The organism is Streptomyces sp. NPDC049954 (assembly GCF_040656295.1).
In the GTDB taxonomy this organism is placed as follows: Bacteria; Actinomycetota; Actinomycetes; order Streptomycetales; family Streptomycetaceae; genus Streptomyces.
In genome coordinates, this window is record NZ_JBFALS010000013.1 from 1 (window position 1) to 24,961 (window position 24,961).

General features: G+C 71.5%; 18 protein-coding genes. 16 read left to right on the top strand and 2 right to left on the bottom strand.

Features of this window, described 5'->3' with window-relative positions; all coding sequences use genetic code 11:
* Window positions 1-105 precede the first annotated feature (105 nt).
* The 4 genes from AB0J21_RS26120 (at window position 106) to AB0J21_RS26135 (ending at window position 6,068) form a co-directional block, all read left to right on the top strand.
* Window positions 106-552 carry a (deoxy)nucleoside triphosphate pyrophosphohydrolase gene (locus AB0J21_RS26120; RefSeq protein ID WP_363148551.1) on the top strand — a complete coding sequence of 149 codons (447 nt, stop codon included), beginning with the start codon at window positions 106-108 and terminating at the stop codon, window positions 550-552.
* Between the two features lie 312 nt (window positions 553-864).
* Complete coding sequence (locus AB0J21_RS26125) at window positions 865-1,269, top strand: ATP-binding protein (protein ID WP_363148552.1); 405 nt, start codon at window positions 865-867, stop codon at window positions 1,267-1,269.
* Window positions 1,270-1,742: 473 nt separating this feature from the next.
* Window positions 1,743-4,799, top strand: a complete 3,057-nt coding sequence (locus AB0J21_RS26130) for a SpoIIE family protein phosphatase (RefSeq protein WP_363148553.1) — start codon at window positions 1,743-1,745, stop codon at window positions 4,797-4,799.
* Between the two features lie 141 nt (window positions 4,800-4,940).
* Window positions 4,941-6,068, top strand: a complete 1,128-nt coding sequence (locus tag AB0J21_RS26135; RefSeq protein WP_363148554.1) for a hypothetical protein — start codon at window positions 4,941-4,943, stop codon at window positions 6,066-6,068.
* A 73-nt stretch (window positions 6,069-6,141) separates the two neighbouring features.
* On the opposite strand, the gene AB0J21_RS26140 is transcribed toward AB0J21_RS26135, so the two are convergent.
* Window positions 6,142-6,909, bottom strand: coding sequence for a GNAT family N-acetyltransferase (locus tag AB0J21_RS26140; RefSeq protein WP_363148555.1), 768 nt, complete (start codon window positions 6,907-6,909; stop codon window positions 6,142-6,144).
* A 445-nt stretch (window positions 6,910-7,354) separates the two neighbouring features.
* On the opposite strand from AB0J21_RS26140, the gene AB0J21_RS26145 reads away from it, so the two are divergent.
* The 12 genes from AB0J21_RS26145 to AB0J21_RS26200 all read left to right on the top strand — a co-directional run bounded on the left by AB0J21_RS26145 (window position 7,355) and on the right by AB0J21_RS26200 (window position 23,628).
* Window positions 7,355-7,900, top strand: a complete 546-nt coding sequence (locus AB0J21_RS26145; RefSeq protein ID WP_363148556.1) for a DinB family protein — start codon at window positions 7,355-7,357, stop codon at window positions 7,898-7,900.
* Window positions 7,901-8,176: 276 nt separating this feature from the next.
* Window positions 8,177-9,190, top strand: a complete 1,014-nt coding sequence (locus tag AB0J21_RS26150) for a serine hydrolase (protein ID WP_363148557.1) — start codon at window positions 8,177-8,179, stop codon at window positions 9,188-9,190.
* 333 nt (window positions 9,191-9,523) lie between these two features.
* Window positions 9,524-9,898, top strand: coding sequence for a MarR family transcriptional regulator (locus tag AB0J21_RS26155; RefSeq protein ID WP_363148700.1), 375 nt, complete (start codon window positions 9,524-9,526; stop codon window positions 9,896-9,898).
* Between the two features lie 236 nt (window positions 9,899-10,134).
* Complete coding sequence (locus tag AB0J21_RS26160; RefSeq protein ID WP_363148701.1) at window positions 10,135-11,418, top strand: MFS transporter; 1,284 nt, start codon at window positions 10,135-10,137, stop codon at window positions 11,416-11,418.
* A 76-nt stretch (window positions 11,419-11,494) separates the two neighbouring features.
* Window positions 11,495-12,046 (top strand): isochorismatase family protein, encoded by a 552-nt coding sequence (locus tag AB0J21_RS26165; protein WP_363148558.1) that lies wholly within the window; start codon window positions 11,495-11,497, stop codon window positions 12,044-12,046.
* A gap of 313 nt (window positions 12,047-12,359) precedes the next feature.
* Window positions 12,360-14,954 carry an ABC transporter family substrate-binding protein gene (locus AB0J21_RS26170; RefSeq protein WP_363148559.1) on the top strand — a complete coding sequence of 865 codons (2,595 nt, stop codon included), beginning with the start codon at window positions 12,360-12,362 and terminating at the stop codon, window positions 14,952-14,954.
* A gap of 207 nt (window positions 14,955-15,161) precedes the next feature.
* Window positions 15,162-17,036 (top strand): translational GTPase TypA, encoded by a 1,875-nt coding sequence (gene typA, locus AB0J21_RS26175; protein WP_363148560.1) that lies wholly within the window; start codon window positions 15,162-15,164, stop codon window positions 17,034-17,036.
* 715 nt (window positions 17,037-17,751) lie between these two features.
* Complete coding sequence (locus AB0J21_RS26180; RefSeq protein WP_363148561.1) at window positions 17,752-19,386, top strand: ABC transporter substrate-binding protein; 1,635 nt, start codon at window positions 17,752-17,754, stop codon at window positions 19,384-19,386.
* A 137-nt stretch (window positions 19,387-19,523) separates the two neighbouring features.
* Window positions 19,524-20,453: an ABC transporter permease gene (locus tag AB0J21_RS26185; RefSeq protein ID WP_363148702.1), complete on the top strand. Its 930-nt coding sequence runs from the start codon at window positions 19,524-19,526 to the stop codon at window positions 20,451-20,453.
* Entirely contained in the window at window positions 20,446-21,417 is a 972-nt protein-coding gene (locus AB0J21_RS26190) for an ABC transporter permease (RefSeq protein WP_363148562.1), read from the top strand. The genes AB0J21_RS26185 and AB0J21_RS26190 overlap by 8 nt, the downstream gene beginning before the upstream one ends.
* An 11-nt stretch (window positions 21,418-21,428) precedes the next feature.
* Window positions 21,429-22,487 (top strand): ABC transporter ATP-binding protein, encoded by a 1,059-nt coding sequence (locus tag AB0J21_RS26195; RefSeq protein ID WP_363148563.1) that lies wholly within the window; start codon window positions 21,429-21,431, stop codon window positions 22,485-22,487.
* Entirely contained in the window at window positions 22,480-23,628 is a 1,149-nt protein-coding gene (locus tag AB0J21_RS26200) for a dipeptide ABC transporter ATP-binding protein (RefSeq protein WP_363148564.1), read from the top strand. Before AB0J21_RS26195 ends, AB0J21_RS26200 begins: the two co-directional genes overlap by 8 nt.
* A 282-nt stretch (window positions 23,629-23,910) precedes the next feature.
* Here AB0J21_RS26200 and AB0J21_RS26205 read toward each other — a convergent pair whose 3' ends face one another.
* Complete coding sequence (locus AB0J21_RS26205; protein ID WP_363148565.1) at window positions 23,911-24,942, bottom strand: dipeptide ABC transporter ATP-binding protein; 1,032 nt, start codon at window positions 24,940-24,942, stop codon at window positions 23,911-23,913.
* Window positions 24,943-24,961: the final 19 nt, after the last annotated feature.

Below are 24,961 nucleotides of genomic sequence, written 5' to 3' on the forward strand. Positions count from 1 at the left end.
CGAATACATCCAGTATGCGGGCGCTTCTCCGCCTTGCGATGCACCGCATCTGACGCCGTGCGCTGATCCACCAGGAATTGCGGGACAGCCCTTAGGGTCCGTTTCATGACTCAGGAGATCGTGGTGGTCGGGGCCGCTCTGTACGACGCCGGGCGGCTGCTCGCCGCCCGCCGCAGCGCCCCGCCGGAGCTGGCCGGGCGCTGGGAGCTGCCCGGCGGCAAGGTCGAACCCGGGGAACTGCCCGAGCAGGCGCTCGTCCGCGAGCTGCGCGAGGAACTCGGCGTCGAGACCGAGGCGCTCGAACCGCTCCCGGGGCGATGGCCGCTCAAGCCGGGGTACGTGCTGCACGTCTGGGCCGCCCGCCCGCTGCCCGGACAGCCCGCCCCCGAACCGCTGGAGGACCACGACGAACTGCGCTGGCTCGGTGCCGGGGAGATCTGGTCCGTGGACTGGCTCGACCAGGACCGCCCGGCCGTCATCGAGGCGGCCCGCCGGCTGCCCGCCCCGGAAGAGCACGTCCCGGCCGGTGAGGAATGGTCCTTCAAGGGCTGACAAGGCCGGTAGGGCCGGTAAGGCCGGTAAGGGCCGACAAGGACTGACGAGGGTTGGCAGGGGCTGACGAGGGGCTGAGCGCGGCCACTCGCCCGGGTGGTGAAACGAGACTCCGGGCTGCTCCGGGCTCCGGCGCGCGGACGCACAGACGTCCCCAGCCTGACCCCCGGCCGCCCCCTCCGCCCGCCGGAAGCCCGCACACTGCGCCATTCGAGCCATCCGCCCGCCAAGCGGGGGGTAATTAGTCTGAAATGACGGGTATGGGGCTATTGATGGCCCTGAAAGGTTCTCCGCTGAGGGTCTTCTGGGGAAGTGATCGGCTTGATCGACACCGAGGGCGTCTGTGCCGCATGGACCTTTCCGGCTGATCCCGGGGTGGTGAGAGCGGCCAGGGGCGTCGTACGGACCCAGCTCGCCGACTGGGACCTCTCCCTGATGGCCGACGTCACCGTGCTGATCGTCAGCGAGCTGGTCACCAACTCCCTGCGCCACGCCCACGGCCCCATCGGGGTCCGGCTCAGCAGGCGGAGATCGTGCCTGTTCGTGGAGGTCTCCGACCCGGTGCCGGACGCGCCCCGCGAGCGCACGGCCCACCCCGACGACGAGCACGGCCGGGGCATCCGCCTGCTGAGCAGGCAGTCCCGCAGCTGGGGCACCAACGCCGCCCCCGAGGGCCGGGGCAAGACCGTGTGGTGCGAACTGCCCGTCCCGGCCTGAGCGCCCGCCCCCCGGCCGGGCCTGCGCGTCTCCGTCCGCGGCTGCCGCTCCGTGTCCGGGCGGGCCCGCGCGTGACCGCCGCGGCTGCCGCCTGGTGTCCGGCCGGGCGGCGCGGAACCCGCCCGTGCCGTCGTGACCTCTGTGCCCCTTGTGCCTCCTTGTGCGCCGTGCCGCGCCCCCCGCGCGCTCCCTGTGCGTGCCGCGGCAGGTTTCCGCGTCCCGTCCGGGCTCCTTGGGGCGGTCGTGACACGGGCCGCGCCGGTGTCCCGCCGTCCTTCGGGTTAAGACGCGTTGCCGCTGGTTAGAAGACAGGGAGCGTCGATCTCCAGGAGGGATTCCGGGGCGGGCCGGAAACCGTCGAGATCGTGCTGTGATCGTGAACGCCGTTTTGTGCGGGCCCGTGGTGCTGGATACTGCGGGAAGCCGCCGCCGGTACTGGTTCCGGACGCGGCGAGCTGGAGGGGACGGTTCGCGTGAGCGATATACCAGCGAAGGCGACGGCCTCCGGGCGGGCGCCGGGTGACATCGTGTGGCAGAGCAGCCCACCGGGCTCGATCTACGACTACATCAAGGTCGCCTCCTTCTCGATCGGTCCCGACGGGACGGTCGACCAGTGGAGCGAGCGCGCCGCGCGCCTGTTCGGCGTGGACGCAGGGGAAGTCGTGGGCCGTGACCCCGTCGAGGCCTTCGTCCCCCCGGAGCTTCGGGTGCGGGGCCACCGCAAGATGGCCGAGATCCTGGACGGCAAGGAGTGGACCGGCGTCGTCCCCTTCCGGATGAGCGCGGACCCCCAGGCCCCCGCCGCCCACGGGCACCGCGCGGACCCGGCCGGATCCGTCGACGGGCTCGCCGAGATCTACGTCATGCCGACCCGTACGGAACGTGACGACCCCGCCGCCGTCTGCATCGCCGTGGACGTCCGGGTGCTGCGCGGCATCGAGACGGACCTCGCCGCCTCGCAGGCGATTTTCGGCCAATCTCCCTTCGGTTTCGTGCTCTTCGGAACCGACCTGCGGGTACTGCGCGTGAACGACCGGTTCACCTCCGTGTTCGGCGAGCGGCCCGAGGGGCATCGCGGCCGCACCGCCCGCGACTACCTCTCCGGCGGTGAGGCGGACCGGCTCGAAGCCGCGCTGCGGCACGTCCTGGAACGCGGCGGCGCGCTCAACGACCTGACGCTCGCCGGACGCGTCCCGGGCGGCGGCGACCGGCACGACTGGTCGATCGACCTCTACCGCGTGCACGGCGGCTCGGGACGGCCTCTCGGGGTGGCCGCGCTCGCCACCGACGTGACCCGCAGGCAGGCCGCCGCCCGGGAGGCCGCGAGTGCCCGCCGCAACCTGGCCCTGCTCAACGAGGCCGGCTCCCGCATCGGCAACTCCCTCGACCTGGAGACCACCGCGCGCGAACTGCTCGACGTGGCCGTCCCCGGTTTCTGCGACCTCGCCTCCGTGGACCTCTACCAGGGGCTCCTGACCGGCGACGACCGCGCCCCCGGCCTCACCGACGGCAGCGGGGAACTGCGCCGGGTCGCCTTCGCGAGCGCCGTGTCCGACCTGCTGCCGTTCCTGCGCGAGCGCACGGCCCCCGAGCCCGAGGCCCCGCCCCCCGTCCCCGACCGCCCGCAGGTCCCCGGGGCCCGTACCGGCGCGGACGCCGGAAACGCCGGACACGTTGGAAACATCGGAAACGCCGGAAACGGGGACGTGAGCCGCAGCGGCTCCGGGGAGAGGGGCGGCGAGCGCGACCGTACGGACGCTGCCGGGGCGCCGTCCGCCGGCGAGGTGACCGGCGCCCCCGGCCTCCCGCACGGCGCGGGGCCCGGCCCCGCCCGCGAGTCCGTGGAGTCCGTGGAGTCCGTGCCCGACGCCCGCAGCGACCAGGAGCGCCTCCAGGACTGGAGCGCGTCCCCGGCGGGCCCGTTCACCGTCGGGCGGCGCACCGAGGGAGCGCAGCGGCCCGCCGACCCGTACGCCAGGGCCAGGGCCGGACGGCAGGGGCGTGATCCACACGAACCGGGCGGGACCGGACGGCAGGGTTCCGGCCACGGCGGGGCCGCCTCCGTGAGCGTCGGGGCCGTGCACCGCTACCCTTCCGGCTCGCCGCGCGCCGAGGTCCTGCGCACGGCCCGGCCCCGGCTGCTGCCCGGCAAGGACGGCGACCTCGTCCAGTCCACCCTGGCCGTGCCGATGGTCGCGCACGACAAGGTCGTCGGGCTAGCGCAGTTCGCCCGGACCAAGGGCAGCGAACCCTTCGGCGAACGCGACCGGGCACTGGCCGTGGAACTCGCCACGCGCGCCGCCGTGTTCATCGACAACGCGCGCCTGTACCGCCGCGAGCACGAACGCGCCCTCATCCTCCAGCGCAGCCTGCTGCCCCCGGGCGACCCCGAGGCGGCCGGACTCGACATCGCCTGCCGCTACCTGCCGGGCACCACCGCCACCGAGGTCGGCGGCGACTGGTTCGACGTCATCGAACTGCCCGGCCACCGCACCGCCCTCGTGGTCGGCGACGTCATGGGGCGCGGACTGCGGGCCGCCGTCGCCATGGGCGAACTGCGCACCGCCGTGCGGACCCTGGCCCTGCTCGACCTCGAACCGGCCGACGTCCTCTCGCACCTCGACGAGATCGCGCAGGGACTCGGCTCCCCGCAGCAGACCACGCGCGCCGCCCTCCAGGACCAGGACACCGACCTCGCCGAGGTCTACCTCGCGACCTGCGTCTACGCCGTCTACGACTCGGTGACCAGGCGCTGCACCTTCGCCAACGCCGGTCACCTGCCGCCGGTCGTCCTCGAACCCGGCGGCGCCGACCGGCCCGCGCTGCTCCTCGACATGCCCCCGGGCATGCCGCTCGGCGTCGGCGGGGAGCCCTTCGAGGAGGTCACCGTCGAACTGCCGGAGGGCGCGCTGCTCGCCCTCTACACCGACGGGCTCGTCGAGTCCCGGCACCAGCCGCTCGACGAGGGCCTGGAGGCCTTCCGCAACGCGCTCACCGATCCGGCGCTGCCGCTGGAGGACGCCTGCGACCACGTCCTGACCAGCCTCGACACGCACCACGGGGAGGACGACATCGCCCTGCTCATGGCCCGCGTCAAGGGACTGCCCGCCAACGCCGTGGGCGACTGGTCGCTGCCGAGGGAGCCGCGTTCGGTCGGCCGGGCCCGCGAGTACGCCCGCGCGCAGCTCGCCGACTGGGACCTCGAAGCCCTCGCCGACACCACCGAGTTGCTGGTCAGCGAACTGGTGACCAACGCCCTGCGCTACGGGGAGGGCGAGATAAGGCTGCGGCTCCTGCTGGACCGCACCCTGGTGTGCGAGGTGTGGGACGCGGGTCTCGTCCAGCCGCGCAGGCGCCGCGCCCGCGACACCGACGAGGGCGGCCGCGGCCTCCAGCTCGTCGGCCTGCTCTCCGCGTCCTGGGGCTCGCGCCGCACCCCGCACGGGAAGACCGTGTGGTTCGAACTCGCCCTGCCCGACGGGGACGAGAAGATCGCCGATCCCACCGAGGCGCTGCTGAGCCTGTTCTGACCCCCGGCCCCCGGGCAGTGATCCGCGACAGGGCCGTCCTGGCCCGCTGGTCTAATCTGAGCGCCTTGCCGGGGGCCGTCCGTGCCGCCCGGCCACGGCGTGCCCCTGCCCCGGCCGGGGCAGGGGTGAGGGGGGCGCGGAATGGGCCTGGAGACGGCACGACCACGGGACGGCCGGGAGGTCGACGAGGGCCCGGCGGGCGGGGGACGCCGTGAAGGGGCGGGCCGCGACAACCGGTTCCTGCGCGTGTGGCGCCACCGGAGGCTGCGCATACCCAAGTGGATCGCGCTCGGCCTCGCCGTCCTCCTCCTCGTACCGGCCCTGAGCGCGGCCGTCTACCTGCGCTTCTCCTACGCGGGCGACCCCGGCGAGTCCACCCGCACCCGGGGCCGCGACGCGATCTGGATCGGGCACGCGTGGGTGGACGGCCGCAAGACCGACGCCGACCTGGACGCCTTCGTCGCACAGATCGAGGACACCGGCCTGCGCGACGTGTACGTGCACACCGGGCCCCTCGAACACGACGGGACGCTGCCCGCCTCCCTCTACCCCGAGGCCCGTCGGCTCATCGACGGGATGCGTGAACGGCTGCCCCGGGTACGGGTGCAGGCCTGGCTCGGCGACGTCCTCGCCACCGAGACGCCCGACGGCATGCGGCTGTCGAAGGCGGCCACCCGCACGGCCGTCCTGCGCAGCGCCCGCCAGGTCCTCGACGCGGGCTTCGGCGGCCTCCACTACGACCTCGAACCCGTGCACTCCGGCGACAAGGACTACCTCGCGCTGCTCGACGGCCTGCGGAAGCTCACCGGCGAGCGGCACGTACCGCTGTCGGTCGCCGCGCACCAGATCGACCCGCTGCCCGCGCTGCACTCCGTGATGGGCGCGGTCAGCGGCCACCCCAAGTACTGGACGCAGGAGTTCTTCGGCCAGGTCGCCCGGCGCGTCGACCAGATCGCCGTCATGTCGTACGACACGGCGATGCCGCTGGAGAGCCTGTACGGCGGTTACGTCGCCGAACAGACCGAACTCGCCCTCGAAGCGACCCCGCCCGGCACGGATCTGCTGATGGGCCTGCCCTTCTACCACGAGAACAAGTGGGGGCACCGGGAGGCCGCCGAGACGGCGCGGGCCGCGGTGCGCGGCGCCCGGCTGGGCCTGGGCAGGACCGACCGCGACCGCGGCCGCTTCGGGCTCGCGCTCTACGTGGACTTCGCCGCGCGGCCGGGGGACTGGCGCGCCTACCGCGAGGGCTGGGGCCGCCGGGCCTGAGCCCCGGCGCGCGCGGGAGTACCCACGGGCGGGCGCCGGCCGAAGTCGCCGACGCCCGCCCGTCGTTGCCGGATCAGCCCTGAGGCTCCTCGTCCAGCGCCAGGTAGAGACGGTTGCCCCGCGGCTGGTAGCCGAGCCGTTCGTACACCCGCCGGGAGCCCTCACCGGAGTACTCCAGCCACACCGATTCCGCGCCCCGCTCGAACATGGCCCCGGTCAGGGCGGCGGTCACGGCGGACGCGATGCCCCGGCCCCGGAAGGCGGGCCGCGTGCCCACGCCCCACAGTTCGCAGGTGCCGACGGCGGGCGCCGACACCCCGGCGCCCCCGGCGACACCCCCGTCCGGGGCGCGGACGAAACGCACGGCCCCGCCGTCCTCCTCGGTCCGGCGCAGGCGGGCCGCGCCCTCGGCGGACGCGGGGAAGACGTCCCCGAAGGCCGCGGAGAGGGCGGCGTCGATCGCCGCGAACTCCGCGTCGCGGCACGGGACTTCCACCACCGGACCGGCCGGGTCCGAAGGGGCGGTCAGGGTCCGGGGAGTGCACACCAGGTAGACGTGCTCCTCCTCGGTCGTGAACCCGGCCGCGCGCAGGGCGGGTTCGACTGCGGGCGCGGTACCGGGCGCGAATTCGAGCCGGGGCCGCAGCCCGCGCTCCCGGAAGGCGGCGATCAGGGCGGCCACGTCCGCCGCGCCCGGACGGGAACCGGGCAGCGGCGTCGCGTAGTTGACGGAGGGGCTGGTGGTGGCCGGGTCGAAACCGGCGACGAAACCACCCGTCTCGACGATCACCGGACGGCGACGGAGATGGGCTACGGCATAGTTCTGGACGGAGATGTCCACGGTGAAGACCTCACGGTGCTGCGGAAGGTGGCGGGCGCGTCGCGGACGCGCCGAAGGGGTTCGGCCGCCGTCCGGGAAGGACGGGCCGGCCGTCGCCGGGAAACGCCGGAGCTGTTTCCGGGCCGCTGTGGGGCCGCCGTGAGGAAGGCACGCAGAGACGCGTCAACTGCCGTACGGGCAGAGAGCGGTCAGTGCCGACGGCGGCCGCTGGAGGACGCCGGGTTCATGGACTTCATTCCCTGAGAGTGAGGAGGTGTCCCGGACGAGGCGCGGGTCGCGCCCCCGGCGATGAGGTGGCAGCACCGGGTAGCTGTCCGAGGCCGGTACCTTCGCACAAGGGAGTCAGCTGTGCAAGGGCCCGGGGCGGCCGGCCGCCCCGTCCGGCCGAACTGCCGTCGGCTAATTGGTTCGACAAGGCGGGCCGGGCCCCGCAGAGTGGCGCCTCATGACAGACACCGGGACAGAACTCCCCACGCAGCCCGCCGCCCGCCCCCGTACCGACCTGCCCGCGAGCTGGAGCGAACGCGACTCGCTCGCCACCTTCCTGGACTACGTACGCGACACCGCCCGCGCGAAGTGTGCCGGGGTGTCCGCCGAGGACGCGCGCAGCGCGCCGCTGCCCGGTTCGCCGCTCATGACGATGTGCGGGCTGATCAGTCACCTCTACTGGGTCGAGTACTCCTGGTTCGAGGTGGTGTTCCTCGGCAAGGAGGACGAGGGCCCGTGGACCGAGGAGGACCCCGACCGCGAGATGCGGATCGCCCTCGACGTCCCGCTCGCCGACCTGCTCCGCCAGTACGAGGAACAGAGCGCGCGCTACCGGGAGTTCGTGGCCGGACGGGACCTCGACGAGCAGGCCGTGCGGCCGATGCGCGGCGGGCAGCACGTGACCTTGCGGTGGATCGTCATGCACCTCATCGAGGAGACGGCCCGGCACAACGGCCACCTCGACCTGCTGCGGGAACTGGCGGACGGGACCACCGGAGCCTGACGTCCCGTCGCCCCGGCGCCGCAGGCAAGGGATTCGGCGGCCGGTTCCGGGCGGACGCGCGTGAGCGCGCCGGTGACGCAGGGCAGTCGCCCGGACGCCGCACGCGAGGGGGGCACAGGGTCCACCAGTCACCTGCAAGACATCTCCACACAGGTCAGCCCTGTTACGCGGCTGCGACAGAGCCGCCTTGACAGTGGATCTCGTCACGCGAGTAGGTTCGGTGTAAACCGATTTTCGACTACGCACCGGCGTCCTCCGCCGGATGGAGGGACGCCTATGGGTGCCCATGCCCGACCCAGCCGGATCCACCGCACCGGGGTCCGCTTCGCCACGGTCGCACTGGTCGGGGCCGCTCTGCCGTTCAGCGCCGTCGGGCTCGCCGAGGCGGCCACCCCCGGGGCCACCACCCACTCCGCCGACGACAACGACGCCCAGGGCGGGGCCACCGTGCGGGCCACCCCGGCCCAGGACGTGCAGCGGCAGTCCGTGGACCCGAAGGACCAGGCCGCTCCGCAGGTCGACGCCGACCACGCCTTCCTGCTCGACGCCCGCGACGGCAGCCAGGAACGCGACCTGTGGGGCGGGGCCAAGGCCGACGAGAGCGTGCCGATGGCCAGCACCACCAAGATCATGACGGCCATGGTGGTGCTCAACCACCCGGAGTGGCTGAACCGGCGGATCACGGTGAAGCAGGAGTACCGGGACTACGTGCAGAAGGAGGGCGCCAGCACCGCCGACCTCCAGACCGGCGACACGCTGACCGCCGAACAACTGCTGCACGCCATGCTGCTCCCGTCCGGCGCGGACGCCGCGATGGCCCTGGCCGACAGCTTCGGCTCCGGGGACACCCTGGACGCGCGGATCGCCGACTTCGTCCGCCAGATGAACGTCGAGGCGCAGCAACTCAACCTGAGCGGGACGCACTTCGACACCTTCGACGGCATCTCGCACGGCAACAACCACAGCACCGCCCGCGACCTGGCCAAGCTCGGCCAGCGCGCCATGCTGAAGCCGGTGTTCGCCGACGTCGTGAAGGACACGGAGTACAAGGCCGAGGCCCCGGCGGCCAACGGCCACACCCGGTACTACACCTGGACCAACACCAACACGCTGCTGAGCAGCTACGACGGTGCCCTGGGCATCAAGACCGGCAGCGGTCCGGAGGACGGGTACTGCGTCGTCTTCGCCGCGAAGCGGGACAACCGCACCCTGGTCGGTGCGATCCTCGGGGACGACACGGGCCGCTTCGACGACGCCACCAAGATGCTGGACTGGGGCTTCGCTCACTGAGCCCACCGAAGCCACCGAGCCCACCGAGGCTCGCCGAGGGCGCCACGGGCCCCCGCGACGTCCCCACCCCCACGGTGGACGAGCGGGGGCCTTCCCTGTGCCCTCGGGAGCGCGGCCGGGAGCGCCGCTCCGCCACCTCACGGATCGGATCCGCCACCCGCCGTGAGTTTGCAAGGCAACCTGTCGACCCGTACGGTCGGATACATGTCCGATACATCCGACGCCGCCGCCGAGGCCCCGGCCCCGGTCCACGAGACGGCCCCCGCCGCGGTCTTCGCCGCGGTCTCCGAAAAGGAACTCGCCGCCGACCTGACGGCGGTCGTGGGGCGTCTGATGCGGCGCCTGCGGACCTCCTCCTCCGACCGACTGCTCAGCCCCACGCAGCGCTCCGCCCTGTCCCGGCTGGACCGGGGCGGGCCCATGACCACCGCCGCCCTGGCCCGCGCCGAGTACGTGCGGCCCCAGTCGATGCGCGGGACCGTCGGATACCTGGAGGAACAGGGGCTCGTCGAGCGCGCCCCCGATCCGGGCGACGGCAGGCAGCTCGTCGTCTCCGTGACCGGGCAGGGCCTCGCCGTGCTCGCCGAGGTGCGGGCCTCCAAGCGCACCTGGCTGACCCAGGCGCTCTCCGACCACCTCACCGCCGCCGAACTGCGCACCCTCGCCGAGTCCGTCGCCCTCATGGAGCGGCTGGTGGAGGAGAGTTGAGCCGCCGCGAGACCGGGAGCACCGGGACGGCCGGGAGCACCGAAGGCGCCCGGAGCACCGAAGGCGCCCGGAGCGCCGGGGGCACCGGCCCGGAGGGGGACATACCCGGACCCCGTACGGCCGCGGCGGCCCGGACCGGTACCGCGGCCTCCGGCGGCACCGGACCGGCCGGCTTCGGGGCCCGTCTGACCACCCCGCTGCTGCTCGGCTCGCTGCTCAACCCGCTCAACACCACGATGATCTCCACCGCCCTGGTGGCGATCGGACGGGACTTCGGGATCGGCGCGGCCGACACGGCCTGGCTCATCTCCGTGCTCTACCTCGCGAGCGCCGTGGCGCAGCCCGTGCTCGGCAAGCTCGCCGACGTGATCGGTCCGCGCCGGGTCTTCCTCGCCGGTCTGCTCGTCGTCCTCGCCTCCGGCCTCGTCGGCGCCCTCGCCCCGGACTTCGGCTGGCTGGTCGTGTCCCGGCTGCTGCTCGGCATCGGCACGTCGGCGGCCTACCCCGCCGCCATGTCCGTACTGCGCGACGAGTCCCGGCGGCTCGGGCGCCCCACCCCGCGTACCGTCCTCGCGCGGCTCTCCTTCGCCGGGATCGGCTCGACGGCGGTCGGGCCCACCCTCGGCGGGGTGCTCGTCGGGGCCTTCGGCTGGCGGGCGATCTTCGCCGTCAACATCCCGATGGCCCTGCTCGCACTCGTCTTCGCGCTCGTCTGGGTCCCCGCCGACCCGCCGCGCGCCGCCGGAGCGGCCGGTGAGCGCCCGAAGCTCGCGATCGACCCGCTCGGCATCGGGCTGTTCGCCACCGCGCTCACCTTCCTGTGCTTCTTCCTCCTCGACCTCTCCGACCCGGTGTGGTGGCTGCTCGCCCCGTTCGCGGCGGCCACGGCCGCCCTCGTCACCTGGCAGCTGCGCACCCCCGAGCCCTTCATCGACCTCCGGATGATCGCCCGCAACGGCCCCCTCGCCCGCACCTACCTGCGGCACGGACTGAGCTACCTGCAGATCTACTGCGTGATGTACGGCTACACGCAGTGGCTGGAGGAGGCGCGCGGCTTCTCCTCCGGGGTGTCCGGGCTGGTCATGCTGCCGATGTCGCTGTCCGCGCTGGTCTGCTCGCTGGCCGGGGCCCGCACCCGGAGCATCCGCACCCCGCTCGGCGTCGGCGCCGTCCTGCTCACCGCCGGCGCGGGTGTGCTCGCCTTCGTCTCGGGGGACACCCCGCTCGCCGTCCTGCTGCTCGTCGGTGCGTGCTTCGGCATCCCGCAGGGCTTCATCGGCACGAGCAACCAGGCCGCCGTCCAGCAGCACGCCCCCGCCGAGTCGATCGGCTCGGCGGCGGGGCTCCAGCGCACCGCGCAGTACATCGGCGCGATCACCGCCTCCAGCCTCATCGCCCTCGCCTACGGGCGGCACGCCAGCGACTCCGGTATGCATCTCATGGCCGGGGTGTCCGTCGTCCTCGGCGCCGGCCTCGTCGTCCTCACCCTGACCGACCGGGCCCTGCGCACCCGCGCCTGAGCCCGCCCGCACCCACCCCACTCGTCCCGTCCGTCCCGTCCGTTCCCCGAACGATTCCGCAAGGAGCACCATCACCATGACCGCCACCACGCTGGACCCGCGCACCGCGCTGATCGTCGTCGACCTCCAGAAGGGCATCGTCGGACTGCCCACCGCGCACCCGGCCGCCGAGATCGTCGAGCGCTCGGCGACGCTCGCCGCGGCCTTCCGCGCCAAGGGGCTGCCCGTCGTCCTCGTCAACGTCACCGGCGGCGCCCCCGGCCGCACCGAGGGCCAGGGCGGTGGCCAGCAGCCGCCCGCCGACTGGGCCGACCTCGTCCCCGAGCTGGACGCGCGGGACGAGGACATCCGCGTCACCAAGAACACCTGGGGCGCCTTCTACGGCACCGACCTCGACTCCCAGCTGCGCCGCCGCGGCATCACCCAGGTCGTGCTCACCGGCATCGCCACCAGCATCGGCGTCGAGTCCACCGCCCGCTTCGCCCAGGAGTACGGCTACAACGTGACCGTCGTGACCGACGCGGTGACCGACATGAGCGCCGAGGCCCACACCAACAGCGTCGAGCGCGTCTTCCCGAGGCTCGGCGAGACCGACACCACCGAGGCGGTCCTCAAGCTCCTCGGCTGAGCCGCACCGGCCCGGTACCCGGCGCCCCGTACGCCCTCGCGCCCGAGGGAGTGCGGGGCGTCTCCGCGTCCTGGTCCGGGCCTCGGAGCGGAGACGGCCTGCCCGACCCGTCACGAGCCTCGCGCCCCCGGTCGCCGGCTCCCTCCCGCCCCTCCCCCTCTCGCCCCCTCTCGTCCTCACTGCCCCCGCCGTCCCACGTCCGCCGCGACATCTGCCTCCATACAGGTGATCCCACCGGCGAAACGCACTGAACCGGCAATACATGTGATCAGCCAGTAATCGGACAGGCGGCAAGCCCGGAGGTACCAGGACAATGAAGTGCAGCGGCCCCCGACTCCGCTCCGTCGCGTTTCTCGCGACCGGCGTACTCGTCCTGCCGGGACTCGCCGCGTGCGGCGGCGACTCCGACCGGGCGGCCCCCGCCGCGCCGGGCCCCGGGCCCGACATCCGCCCGGCCGCCCGCGACCAGGTCCGGGAGGGCTCCACGCTGCGCTGGGCGGTCGACTCCGTGCCCGCGACCCTCAACACCTTCCAGGCCGACGCGGACGCCACCACCTCCCGCGTCGCCTCCGCCGTCCTGCCGTCGATGTTCACCCTCGACAAGCAGGGCCGGCCCGTGCGCTCCGCCGACTTCCTGGACTCCGCCGAGGTCGTCCGCACCGAACCCCGGCAGGTCGTCGAGTACCACCTCAGCGCGAAGGCCGCCTGGAACAACGGCCGCGAGATCGGCGCCCCCGACTTCGTCGCCCAGTGGCAGGCCCTGCGCGGGAGGAGCAGCGCGTACTGGACCGCGCGGAACGCCGGCTACGAACGGATCGCGAAGATCGAGCGCGGCAAGAACGACCTCACCGTCCTGGTCACCTTCGCGAAGCCCTACGCCGACTGGCGCGCGCTGTTCTCCCCGCTGTACCCGCGCGAGGTCATGGGCTCCCCGGACACCTTCAACGACGGCGCCCGCAGCAAGCTCGCCGTCTCCGCCGGGCCCTTCCAGGTCGCCGGGGTCGACCGCGACGAGGGCGAGGTCACGCTCACCCGCAACCCCCGCTGGTGGGGCGCCAGGGCCAAGCTCGACAAGGTCGAACTGCGCCGCATCCGCCCGGCCGACCGCACCAGGGCCCTGCTCTCGGGCACCGTCGACCTCGCCGAGATCCAGCCCGAGGACGCCCGCCGTATCGCACTGGCCGCCCGCGACCGTGGCGAGAGCGGGCCCCTCGCCCACGGACCCGGCGCGGGCCGCACCCCCGCCGAGGCCCTGCGCTCCTGGGCCGTCGCGCACGGCTCGCAGACGGAGGCCGCCGAGGCCGAGCAGAGGAGCCGGGACGTCCTCGACACGGCCCGCGCGAAGTACGCCGCCGAGCAGAAGTCGCTGGGCAAGTACCGGCTCCGCAAGACCCTGCAGCCCGCCTACACCCAGCTCGCCCTCAACGGGGAGAGCGGCCCCCTCGCCGACGAACGGGTACGCCGCGCCGTCGCCCGCGCCATCGACCGGCAGTCCCTCGCCACCTTCGTCCTCAAGCCGCTCGGCCTGCCCGCCCGGACCGTCGGCAGCCACCTCGCGCTCTCCGGACAGCAGGGCTACCAGGACAACAGCGGCGCCCTCGGCGACCAGGACACCGTCGAGGCGCAGGCCCTGCTCGCCGACGCCGGCTGGACCAAGTCGGAGGGCGGCCGGAAGGCGGCCGGCGGCAAGGCGGGCGGCGCCGAGGCCACCGGCAGCCCGAAGCCCACCGGCAGCCCCTCGGCGTCCGGCAGCCCCGAGGCCGGTGCGAGCGGTACGGGCGGCGACGGCTCCGAGGACGACGGCAAGCCCGGCCGCGAGGCCCCGGCCAGGAAGGCCGAGGCCGAGAAGCAGGCCGAGAAGAAGACGGAGCGCGAGGACGGCGAGAAGGCGGGTGGCAAGGCGGCCGAGAAGCTCGCCTCGGCCCTCGGCGAGGGGGGCGGCCTCAACAAGGCCGCCGGGGCCCCCGGCGCCTACGCGCCCAAGGGCACCGCCGCCCCCCAGGCGCCCCCGGCCGGTGCCCAGCGCGCCCCCGGCCTGCTGGACAAGGACGGGAAGCAGCTCACGCTCCGCTTCGTCCTGCCGACCGGCGCCGGCACCGAGACACTGCGCTCGGTGGGGGAGAAGATCGCCGGGATGCTGGAGAAGATCGGTATCCGCACCGACATCTCCCGGGTCCCCGAGGCCGGCTTCTTCAAGGACCACGTCGCCTCCGGCGAGTACGACATGGCCCTCTACTCCTGGCCCGGCTCCGCCTTCCCCGCGACCGACGCCCGGCCCGTCTACGGAAAGCCGGTCCCCGCGGCGGACGGCTCCCTCAACGTCGACCAGAACTACACCCGGGTCGGCACCGACCGCATCGACCAGCTCCTCGACCAGGCGGCCGGCACCCTCGACGAGAAGGAAGCGCACGCGCTCATGCGCAAGGCCGACGCCCGCATCTGGGCCGCGGCCGGCTCCGTCCCCCTCTACCAGCGCCCCGAGCTGGTCGCCGCCCGCCCCGAGGTGGTCAACGCCGGCGCCTTCGGCTTCACGACGCCCGTATGGCAGGACCTCGGCTTCAGCGTGAAGAAGGCCTCGGCCGGCGGCGCCCCCGCCGCGCCCTCCGCCCCGGCCGCTTCCGCCTCCTCGTCCTCGTCCTCGTCCTCGGGATCGTCCCCGTCGTCCGCCGCTTCCCCGGCGAAGCGGCCCCAGGAGAGCGCCACCGAGCGGCACGAGACCGCCGCGAAGAACGAGACCGCCGCGAAGAAGGGCGGGACCGGCGAGAGCGCGCACCGCGAGGACAAGGCCCCCGCCAAGGCTCCCTCGAAGGCCCCCTCGAAGTCCGCCGACGCCGAGACGTACGAGCACCTGAGCCAGTACGACGAGTCCCAGCGCTACGACGCGAACAAGGACTACGAGACCCCCTGAGACAGCGGGCCCGGCCTCCGCCCGCAGGCCGCCGACCGGCCGGAACCCGGGCGGACCCGGGCCTCTGGGCCCCTTGACGGCGCCCGCGCCCAGCACCACGGCGCGGGCGCCGTACCATGGGGTAAGGCCGTGGCATGTTCCGCCCGGCAGGGCGCGCGTACCGGACCGGACGCGCAGCCATCCACGAATCCGGGAGAAGCGCCGCAAGTGCCCACGCGCCACGACATCCGTAACGTAGCCATCGTCGCCCACGTCGACCACGGCAAGACGACCCTCGTCGACGCCATGCTCAAGCAGGCCGGCTCCTTCGCCGCGCACGCGGCGGAGAGCCTCGACGAACGCATGATGGACTCGAACGACCTGGAGCGTGAGAAGGGCATCACGATCCTGGCCAAGAACACGGCCGTCAAGTACCACCCGAAGGATGGCGGAGACGTCATCACCATCAACATCATCGACACCCCCGGCCACGCCGACTTCGGTGGCGAGGTCGAGCGCGGCCTCTCGATGGTGGACGCGGTGGTCCTGCTCGTCGACGCCTCCGAGGGTCCGCTGCCCCAGACCCGTTTCGTCCTGCGCAAGGCGCTCGACGCACGGCTGCCGGTGATCCTCTGCATCAACAAGACGGACCGCCCCGACTCGCGGATCTCCGAGGTCATCGACGAGACCTACGACCTCTTCCTCGACCTCGACGCGGACGAGGACCAGATCGAGTTCCCGATCGTCTACGCCTGCGCCCGTGACGGCGTCGCCTCGCTGACCAAGCCGGACGACGGTACCGTCCCCGCCGACAGCGACAGCCTGGAGCCGTTCTTCACGACGCTCCTGGAGACCGTCCCCGCCCCCGAGTACGACGAGGCGGCGCCGCTCCAGGCCCACGTCACCAACCTGGACGCCGACAACTTCCTCGGCCGTATCGCGCTGTGCCGCGTCGAGCAGGGCGAGCTGCGCAAGGGCCAGACCGTCACGTGGATCAAGCGTGACGGCACGATGTCCAACGTCCGCATCACCGAGCTGCTCATGACCGAGGCGCTCACCCGCAAGCCCGCGGACAAGGCCGGCCCCGGCGACATCTGCGCCATCGCGGGCATCCCCGACATCATGATCGGTGAGACGCTCGCCGACCCCGAGAACCCGATCCCGCTGCCGCTCATCACGGTCGACGAGCCGGCCATCTCGATGACCATCGGCACCAACACCTCGCCGCTGGTCGGCAAGGGCGGCAAGGGCCACAAGGTCACCGCCCGCCAGGTCAAGGACCGCCTCGACCGCGAGCTGATCGGTAACGTCTCGCTGCGCGTCCTGGACACCGAGCGCCCCGACGCCTGGGAGGTGCAGGGCCGCGGTGAGCTGGCGCTCGCCATCCTCGTCGAGCAGATGCGCCGCGAGGGCTTCGAGCTGACCGTCGGCAAGCCCGAGGTCGTCACCAAGCAGATCAACGGCAAGACCCACGAGCCGATCGAGCGCATGACGATCGACTCCCCCGAGGAGCACCTCGGCGCGATCACCCAGCTCATGGCGACCCGCAAGGGCCGTATGGAGACCATGACGAACCACGGCTCCGGCTGGGTCCGCATGGAGTGGATCGTGCCCTCGCGCGGACTCATCGGCTTCCGCACCGAGTTCCTCACCCAGACCCGCGGCACCGGCATCGCGCACTCCCTCTTCGAGGGCCACGAGCCGTGGTTCGGCGAGCTGCGCACCCGCCACAACGGCTCGCTGGTCGCCGACCGCGCGGGCGTCGTCACCCCCTTCGCGATGGTCAACCTCCAGGAGCGCGGTGTCATCTTCACCGAGCCCACCACGGAGGTCTACGAGGGCATGATCGTCGGCGAGAACTCGCGCGCCGACGACATGGACGTGAACATCACCAAGGAGAAGAAGCTCACCAACATGCGTGCCGCTTCCGCCGACACCACCGAGAACGTGGTGCCCGCGCGCAAGCTCTCCCTGGAGCAGTCCCTGGAGTTCTGCCGCGACGACGAGTGCGTCGAGGTCACCCCGGAGACCGTCCGCATCCGCAAGGTCGTCCTCGACCAGAAGCTCCGCGGCCGCGCCGCCTCGCGCGCCAAGCACGGCTGATACGCGGCTAGTTGACGCCGAGTGGCCCGGCACCCCACGGGGGGTGCCGGGCCACTCGGCGTTGTCGCGGGCGCACCGCTCACGCGCACGGCGGGCCGGCGCTGTCAGTAGCGGCACCACATGAGGTCGGATGCCGGCGCGAAGCCGCAGCCAGTTCGCAGCCGCCCCGGCGCACTCCTGAGCCCGTGCCGGATCCCTGCGCCCTCCGGCGGCGCGCAGGGACCCGGCACGAACATTTCCGCCCGAAGAGTTGTGGCGGGAAAGTGAAGACTGCCCGACTGGACGCGCGTAGCATGGCGCAAATGCCCGGCCGGGCCCGGTCGAGGCCGGCCGGCGCGGTGAATCCGCGTGATCCAAGCCGGTCCAGGCGCGCGACGCAAGCCGTTTTCCCCCGCGATCTGTCCGCTCAGCGGAACGATGTGACCGATAGATGTGTAACGAGTCCGTTTCGCGGCCATCTATCTGGTCTCCTTTTGTCCGGATTTTGGAAGAAGCTTAGACCGGGCGTGATCGAACCGAGACCAAAAGGGTGTGGTGGCCCCTCATCGCATGCCTAATAGTTGGCGCGTAGAGCTCGGGTCAATGGGTCACGCGCTGGGGGAAGCGCCGACTCACGAGCACACTGGGGTACTTCGAAGCGTCGCCGTCAGGGGTGTCGGCAACGTGACTCGTACCCCCTCTTGTAGTGAACAAGTGGACTCATGAGGAGGAACCCATGCGTGGTGCCAAGAGCGCCAAGTGGGTCGCCGGTGCGATCATCGTCGCCCTGGCTGCGACTGCCTGCGGCGGAGACAGCGACAGCGGCGACAAGGACGACAAGGGTGGTACGGCCGCGGTCGACCCCAAGGGGATCTTCTCCGTCGACGTCGGCGAGCCGCAGAACCCGCTGCAGCCCGCCAACGCCAAGGAGTCCAACGGCTCCAAGGTCATCCGGGCGCTGTTCTCCCGGCTCGTCGACTTCGACGACAAGGGCCAGATCGTCAAGTCGAACGCCGCGTCGGTCGAGACGACGGACTCCAAGACCTGGACCGTCAAGCTCAAGCCGGGCTGGAAGTTCCACAACGGTGAGGCCGTGACCTCGAAGTCCTACGTGGACGCGTGGAACTGGGCCGCCAACATCAAGAACAACCAGACCAACAGCTTCTGGTTCTCCGACATAGCCGGCTTCGAGGACGTCCACCCCGAGAAGGGCGACCCGAAGAAGACCGAGATGTCCGGTCTCAAGGTGGTCGACGACAACACCTTCACGATCGAACTCTCTTCGTCCATCCCGTACTTCGAGTACAAGCTCGGCTACGACGTCTTCTCCCCGCTGCCCTCCGGCTTCTTCAAGGACCCCGAGGGATACGGCGAGAAGCCGGTCGGCAACGGCCCCTACGAGTTCAAGAGCTGGACCCACAAGAAGCAGATCGAGGTCACCGCCTTCGCCGGCTACCAGGGCGAGGACAAGCCGAAGAACGGCGGGGTGATCTTCAAGAACTACACCACCGTCGAGGCCGGTTACCAGGACCTGCTCTCCAACAACCTCGACATCATCCGGCAGATCGGCCCGAAGGACCTTCCCAGCCGCAAGTCGGACCTGGGTGAGCGCGCGGTCGACAAGGACTACAACGCCGTGCAGTCCATGACGCCGGCCTTCTACTCGAAGCAGTGGAAGGACATCGACCCCAAGGTCCTCCAGGGACTGTCGATGGCCATCGACCGTCCGACCATCACCAAGACCGTCCTCAACAACACGCGTGAGCCCGCGACGAGCTTCGTCGCCAAGGGCGTCGCCGGTTACTCGCCCGATGTGGCGGGCGACATCCTCACGTACAACCCGGACAAGGCCAAGCAGCTCATCAAGGAGGGCGGTGGCGTCCCGGACAACAAGATCTTCATCCAGTTCAACGCGGACGGCGGCCACAAGGAGTGGGTCGAGGCGGTGTGCAACAGCATCCGCAAGGCCACCGGCGTGGAATGCGCCGGCGACTCCAAGCCCGACTTCCAGACCGACCTCGACGCCCGTGACGCGCACAAGGTCAAGTCCTTCTACCGCGGCGGCTGGGTCCAGGACTACCCGCTGAACGTCAACTTCATGCGCGACCTCTACGGGTCCAAGGCGGCGGGCAACACCTCCGGCTTCGCCAGCAAGAAGATCGACGACCTCTTCAAGAAGGGTGACGCGGCGAAGGACCTGGACGGCGCCATCGCGGCCTACCAGGACGCCGAGAAGGCCATGTTCGAGGAGATGCCCTCGATCCCGCTCTGGTACTACAAGGCGAACTACGGCTACTCCAAGAAGGTCCAGGACGTCCGGTTCGACAACAACGGCGACCCGGTCCTGACCGAGGTCCAGGTCAAGAAGTAACGAGCAGAGCGCATACGGGAGCGGCCGCGCACGGCCCGCTCCCGGACCGTGCCGGCGGGGGGCCGGCGGGCAGCGGGACGTCCTGGTGGACGCCCGTGCCCGTCGGCCCTTCCGCCGTGACCGACATGGAGGAACCCATGGGGCGCTACGTCGCGAGGCGACTGCTCCAGATGATCCCGGTCTTCATCGGGACGACCCTGCTGATCTTTCTCATGATGTACGCGCTGCCCGGCGATCCCGTGCGAGCCCTGTACGGAGAGCAGTCGGTGGACCCGAGCCAGATCGCCCAGATCAAGGCGGACTACGGGCTCGACAAACCACTGTGGCAGCAGTACCTGCACTACCTCTGGGGGCTGCCCCAAGGCGACTTCGGCACCCAGATAGCAAGCCGCCGGCCGGTCGCCGAGGTGATCGGCGAAGCCTTCCCCGTCACCATCCGGCTGACCGTCATCGCCTTCGTCTTCACCGTCGTCGTCGGCATCACCCTGGGCCTGGTGGCCGGGATGCGGGCCGGCAAGAAGGCCGACAGCGGCATCCTCGTGGTGACCCTGCTCCTGATCTCGGTGCCGTCCTTCGTGCTCGGCTTCGTCTTCCAGCAGATCTTCGCCACCCAGCTCGGCTGGACCACCCCCACCGTCCAGGACTCCCTGGACCCCACCCAACTCGTCCTGCCCGCGACCGTCCTGGCCTCGCTCTCGCTGGCCTACGTGGCACGGCTGACCCGTACCTCGATCGCCGAGAACATCCGGGCGGACTACATGCGGACCGCGATCGCCAAGGGCCTGCCGCGGCGTCGCGTCGTCGGCGTACACCTGCTGCGCAACTCGATGATCCCGGTCATCACCTTCCTCGGCATCGACATCGGCAACCTCATGACGGGGGCCATCGTCACCGAGGGCATCTTCAACGTGCAGGGCGTCGGGAAGCTCGTCTACGACTCGCTCAGCCGGCGTGAGGGAGCCACCGTGGTCGGCATCGTGACCGTGATGGTCCTCATCTACCTCTTCGTCAACCTGATCGTCGACCTGCTGTACGCGGTCCTGGACCCGAGGATCCGGTATGCCTGAGCTGACCTCGAAGACCGACACCGCAGTGGCCGCCTCCGCCGCGATCGCCCCGGACGCCCTCGTCGCCACCGGGGAGTCCGCGGAGCCGGCCCCCGGCAAACCGCGCAGCCTGTGGTCGGACGCCTGGCACGACCTGCGGCGCAGCCCGATGTTCGTGATCTCCAGTCTGCTCATCCTGCTGCTGGTCGTGATCTGCGCGGAGCCCGACCTGTTCATCTCGGGTTCCGTCTCCCCCCGGGACGGCGACCTCACCCGGCACTTCCTTCAGAAGCCCCAGCTCGGGCACGTCTTCTCCGCGGAATGGCTCGGCTACGACCACCAGGGCCGCAGTGTCTACGCGCGTCTCCTGCACGGCAGCCGCGCGTCGATCGTGGTGGGCGTCAGCGTCACCGTGCTGGTCACCCTGTTCGGCGGACTGCTCGGCCTGGTCTCGGGCTACTTCGGCGGCTGGCTCGACTCGCTGGTCTCCCGGATCACCGACGTGTTCTTCGGCATCCCCTTCATGCTCGGCGCGATGGTCATCCTCAACACCTTCTCCGAACGCACCGTCCCCGTCGTGGCGCTCGCCCTCGCGGTCATCGGATGGACCCAGGTCGCCCGTGTCATGCGCGGTTCGGTGATCACCGTCAAGCAGGCCGACTACGTGACGGCCGCAAAGGCGCTCGGCAGCGGTACCTGGCGCATCCTGCTCAAGCACATCCTGCCGAACGCGGTCGCCCCGGTGATCGTCGTCGCCACCATCGGCCTCGGCGGCTACATCACGGCGGAGGCCACCCTCTCCTTCCTCGGGATCGGGCTGACCGACTCGATCTCCTGGGGACAGGACATCGCCGCCGGCAAGGACTACCTCCGCAACGCCCAGTACATCCTGTTCTTCCCGGCCGCGATGCTGAGCGTGACCGTGCTGGCGTTCCTCATGTTCGGCGATGCCGTGCGCAACGCCCTCGACCCCAAGACACGCTGAGGGAGGCGTACATGACCACCATCGACAAACCCGCCGGGGTGCCCTCACCCCGGGCGTCCGGCCAGCCGGACAGCCCGCTGCTCGAAGTCCGCGACCTGCACGTCGAGTTCCACACCCGGGACGGCGTCGCGAAGGCCGTCAACGGGGTCAACTACTCCGTGGAAGCCGGAGAGACGCTCGCCGTGCTCGGCGAGTCCGGCTCGGGCAAGTCCGTGACCGCCCAGGCCGTCATGGGCATCCTCGACATGCCGCCCGGCCGGATACCCCAGGGCGAGATCCTCTTCCGCGGCCAGGACATGCTCACCATGTCCGCCGAGGAACGCCGGAGGATACGCGGCCAGAAGATCGCCATGATCTTCCAGGACGCGCTGTCCTCCCTCAACCCGGTGCTCAGCGTCGGCTGGCAGCTCGGTGAGATGTTCCGCGTCCACCAGGGCATGTCCCGCAAGGACGCCAAGGCCAAGGCCGTCGAACTGATGGACCGGGTCAACATCCCGGCCGCCGCCTCCCGGGTCGGGGACTACCCGCACCAGTTCTCCGGGGGGATGCGCCAGCGCATCATGATCGCCATGGCGCTCGCCCTGGAGCCCGACCTGATCATCGCGGACGAGCCGACCACCGCCCTCGACGTGACCGTGCAGGCCCAGGTCATGGACCTGCTCGCGGAACTCCAGCGCGAGTACCACATGGGGCTCGTCCTCATCACGCACGACCTCGGGGTCGTCGCCGACGTCGCCGACAAGATCGCCGTGATGTACGCGGGCCGGATCGTGGAGACCGCCCCCGTGCACGAGCTGTACAAGCGGCCCGCGCACCCGTACACCCGGGGGCTGCTCGACTCCATCCCCCGGCTCGACCAGAAGGGGCAGGAGCTCTACGCGATCAAGGGACTGCCGCCCAACCTGACCCGCATCCCCCCGGGCTGCGCCTTCAACCCGCGCTGCCCCAGGGCGCAGGACATCTGCCGCACCGAGGTCCCGCCGCTGCACCCCGTCACCGAACGGGACGGCGCCGAGCTGCCGGGCCGCGGCAGCGCCTGCCACTTCTGGAAGGAGACGATCCATGGCTGACCTCGGCAAGAACGCGGAGCCGCGGGACACCACGCCGAACGTCACCGAGGTGGAGACGGTCGAGGCGGTCACCGAGGACCAGGCGGTCGCGGCCGTCGAGGCGCCCGTCGACCGGGGCGAGCCGATCCTCCAGGTGCGGGGACTGGTCAAGCACTTCCCGCTGACCCAGGGCATCCTCTTCAAACGGCAGATCGGCGCGGTCAAAGCCGTGGACGGGGTCTCCTTCGACCTGTACCAGGGCGAGACCCTCGGCATCGTCGGCGAGTCCGGCTGCGGCAAGTCGACTGTCGCCAAACTCCTGATGACCCTGGAGCGCGCCACCGCCGGAGAGGTCTTCTTCAAGGGCCAGGACATCACCAAGCTGTCCGGGCGGGCGCTCAAGGCGGTGCGGCGCAACATCCAGATGGTGTTCCAGGACCCGTACACCTCGCTCAACCCGCGGATGACGGTCGGCGACATCATCGGCGAGCCCTTCGAGATCCACCCCGAGGTCGCGCCGAAGGGCTCGCGCCGTAAGCGGGTCCAGGAACTCCTGGACGTGGTCGGGCTCAACCCCGAGTACATCAACCGGTATCCGCACCAGTTCTCCGGCGGCCAGCGCCAGCGCATCGGCATCGCCCGCGGACTCGCGCTCAACCCCGAGGTCATCATCTGCGACGAGCCGGTCTCCGCGCTCGACGTGTCGGTGCAGGCCCAGGTCATCAACCTGATGGAGCGGCTCCAGGACGAGTTCAACCTCTCGTACGTCTTCATCGCGCACGACCTCTCGATCGTCCGGCACATCTCCGACCGGGTCGGCGTCATGTACCTGGGACGGATGGCCGAGATCGGCAGCGACGAGCAGATCTACGAGCACCCCACGCACCCGTACACGCAGGCCCTGCTGTCCGCCGTGCCGGTGCCCGACCCGGAGGCCCGGGAGAGCCGCGAACGCATCCTGCTCTCCGGGGACGTGCCCTCTCCGGCCAACCCGCCCTCCGGCTGCCGCTTCCGCACCCGCTGCTGGAAGGCCGAGGACAAGTGCGCGACCGAGACGCCGCTCCTGGCCGTCCCGGCCCGCTTCGCCGGCGTGGACACCCCCGCCGCCCACGAATCGGCCTGCCACTTCGCGGAGGAGAAGGACGTGGTGGGAGCGGCCTGACCCGCCCCCACCCGCACGACGGGGCGCCCGCCACCGGACAGGGTGGCGGGCGCCCCGTCATGAGTGGAGGAGAGCAAAGGTGAGGGCCCGGCCCGCCGTTCGCACGGCGGGCCGGGCCCTCTTCCCCAGGCGGAACCGAGGAGCGCCGAGCTCGGGTCAATGGGCCGACGGCATCGGTTCCTCAGCGGTCCGGGCCTCAGGGGGTGTGCCCGCGACCGCCGGGGGTCATGGCCGCCTCGGCCGGCCCCGAGGGGCGGGCCGAGGCGGGAGGAGCGTCGCCGCTCAGGCGGTGGCCTTCTTGGCCGCGCCGACGACCTGCGCGTCCTCCGGGTAGTGGCAGGCCGTGAGGTGTCCCTCGCGGTTGCCGGAGATCTGGACGAGCGGCGGGGTGTCCGTCGCGCACTTCTCCGTCGCCTTCCAGCAGCGCGTACGGAAACGGCAGCCGGAGGGCGGGTTCACCGGAGACGGTACATCGCCCTTGAGCAGGATGCGCTCCCGTTTCGGCTTGTCCTCGGACGTGGCCTCGGGCACGGCCGACAGCAGCGCCTTCGTGTAGGGGTGGCGCGGGCTGCCGTAGAGGTCGTCCCGGTCGGCGATCTCGACGATGCGGCCGAGGTACATGACGGCGACGCGCTGCGAGAAGTGCCGGACGATCGCCAGGTCGTGCGCGATGAACACGAAGGCGATGTCCAGCTCCTTCTGGAGCCCCTGGAGCAGGTTGACCACCTGTGCCTGGATGGACACGTCGAGCGCGGAGACCGGCTCGTCGGCGACGATGATCTTGGGGTTCAGCGCGAGAGCCCGGGCCACCCCGATGCGCTGGCGCTGGCCGCCGGAGAACTCGTGCGGGAACCGGTTGTAGTGCTCCGGGTTGAGGCCGACGGTCTCCAGCAGCTCGCGGACCCGCTTCACACGGCCCTGCGGCGGATTGATGTTGTTGACCTCCATCGGCCCCGCGATGATCTTTCCGACCGTCTGGCGGGGGTTGAGGGAGGCGTAGGGGTCCTGGAAGATCATCTGGATCTCGGAGCGGACCGGCGCGAGCTTCGTACGGCTCGCGTGGCTGATGTCCTGCCCGGCGTAGGTGATCGTCCCCGCGGTGGGCTCCATCAGCCGGGTGATCAGGCGCCCGGTGGTGGACTTGCCGCAACCCGACTCGCCGACCAGGCCCAGGCTCTCACCGGTGCCGACGGTGAAGTCCACGCCGTCCACGGCTTGGACGGCCCCCACCGTCCGCTTGAACGGGAAGCCGGCCTTGATCGGGAAGTGCTTGGTGAGCCCGGAGACTTCCAGAAGGGGGGAGGTGCTGCTCATGGTGTGTGTCCCTGGTCTC

Coding starts and splice junctions, on each gene's coding strand:
- AB0J21_RS26120 (WP_363148551.1), top strand. CDS start 106: ATGACTCAGGAGATCGTGGTGGTCGGGGCCGCTCTGTACGACGCCGGG.
- AB0J21_RS26135 (WP_363148554.1), top strand. CDS start 4,941: ATGGGCCTGGAGACGGCACGACCACGGGACGGCCGGGAGGTCGACGAG.
- AB0J21_RS26145 (WP_363148556.1), top strand. CDS start 7,355: ATGACAGACACCGGGACAGAACTCCCCACGCAGCCCGCCGCCCGCCCC.
- AB0J21_RS26150 (WP_363148557.1), top strand. CDS start 8,177: ATGGGTGCCCATGCCCGACCCAGCCGGATCCACCGCACCGGGGTCCGC.
- AB0J21_RS26155 (WP_363148700.1), top strand. CDS start 9,524: ATGCGGCGCCTGCGGACCTCCTCCTCCGACCGACTGCTCAGCCCCACG.
- AB0J21_RS26160 (WP_363148701.1), top strand. CDS start 10,135: ATGATCTCCACCGCCCTGGTGGCGATCGGACGGGACTTCGGGATCGGC.
- AB0J21_RS26165 (WP_363148558.1), top strand. CDS start 11,495: ATGACCGCCACCACGCTGGACCCGCGCACCGCGCTGATCGTCGTCGAC.
- AB0J21_RS26170 (WP_363148559.1), top strand. CDS start 12,360: ATGAAGTGCAGCGGCCCCCGACTCCGCTCCGTCGCGTTTCTCGCGACC.
- AB0J21_RS26180 (WP_363148561.1), top strand. CDS start 17,752: ATGCGTGGTGCCAAGAGCGCCAAGTGGGTCGCCGGTGCGATCATCGTC.
- AB0J21_RS26185 (WP_363148702.1), top strand. CDS start 19,524: ATGGGGCGCTACGTCGCGAGGCGACTGCTCCAGATGATCCCGGTCTTC.
- AB0J21_RS26190 (WP_363148562.1), top strand. CDS start 20,446: ATGCCTGAGCTGACCTCGAAGACCGACACCGCAGTGGCCGCCTCCGCC.
- AB0J21_RS26195 (WP_363148563.1), top strand. CDS start 21,429: ATGACCACCATCGACAAACCCGCCGGGGTGCCCTCACCCCGGGCGTCC.
- AB0J21_RS26200 (WP_363148564.1), top strand. CDS start 22,480: ATGGCTGACCTCGGCAAGAACGCGGAGCCGCGGGACACCACGCCGAAC.
- AB0J21_RS26205 (WP_363148565.1), bottom strand. CDS start 24,942: ATGAGCAGCACCTCCCCCCTTCTGGAAGTCTCCGGGCTCACCAAGCAC.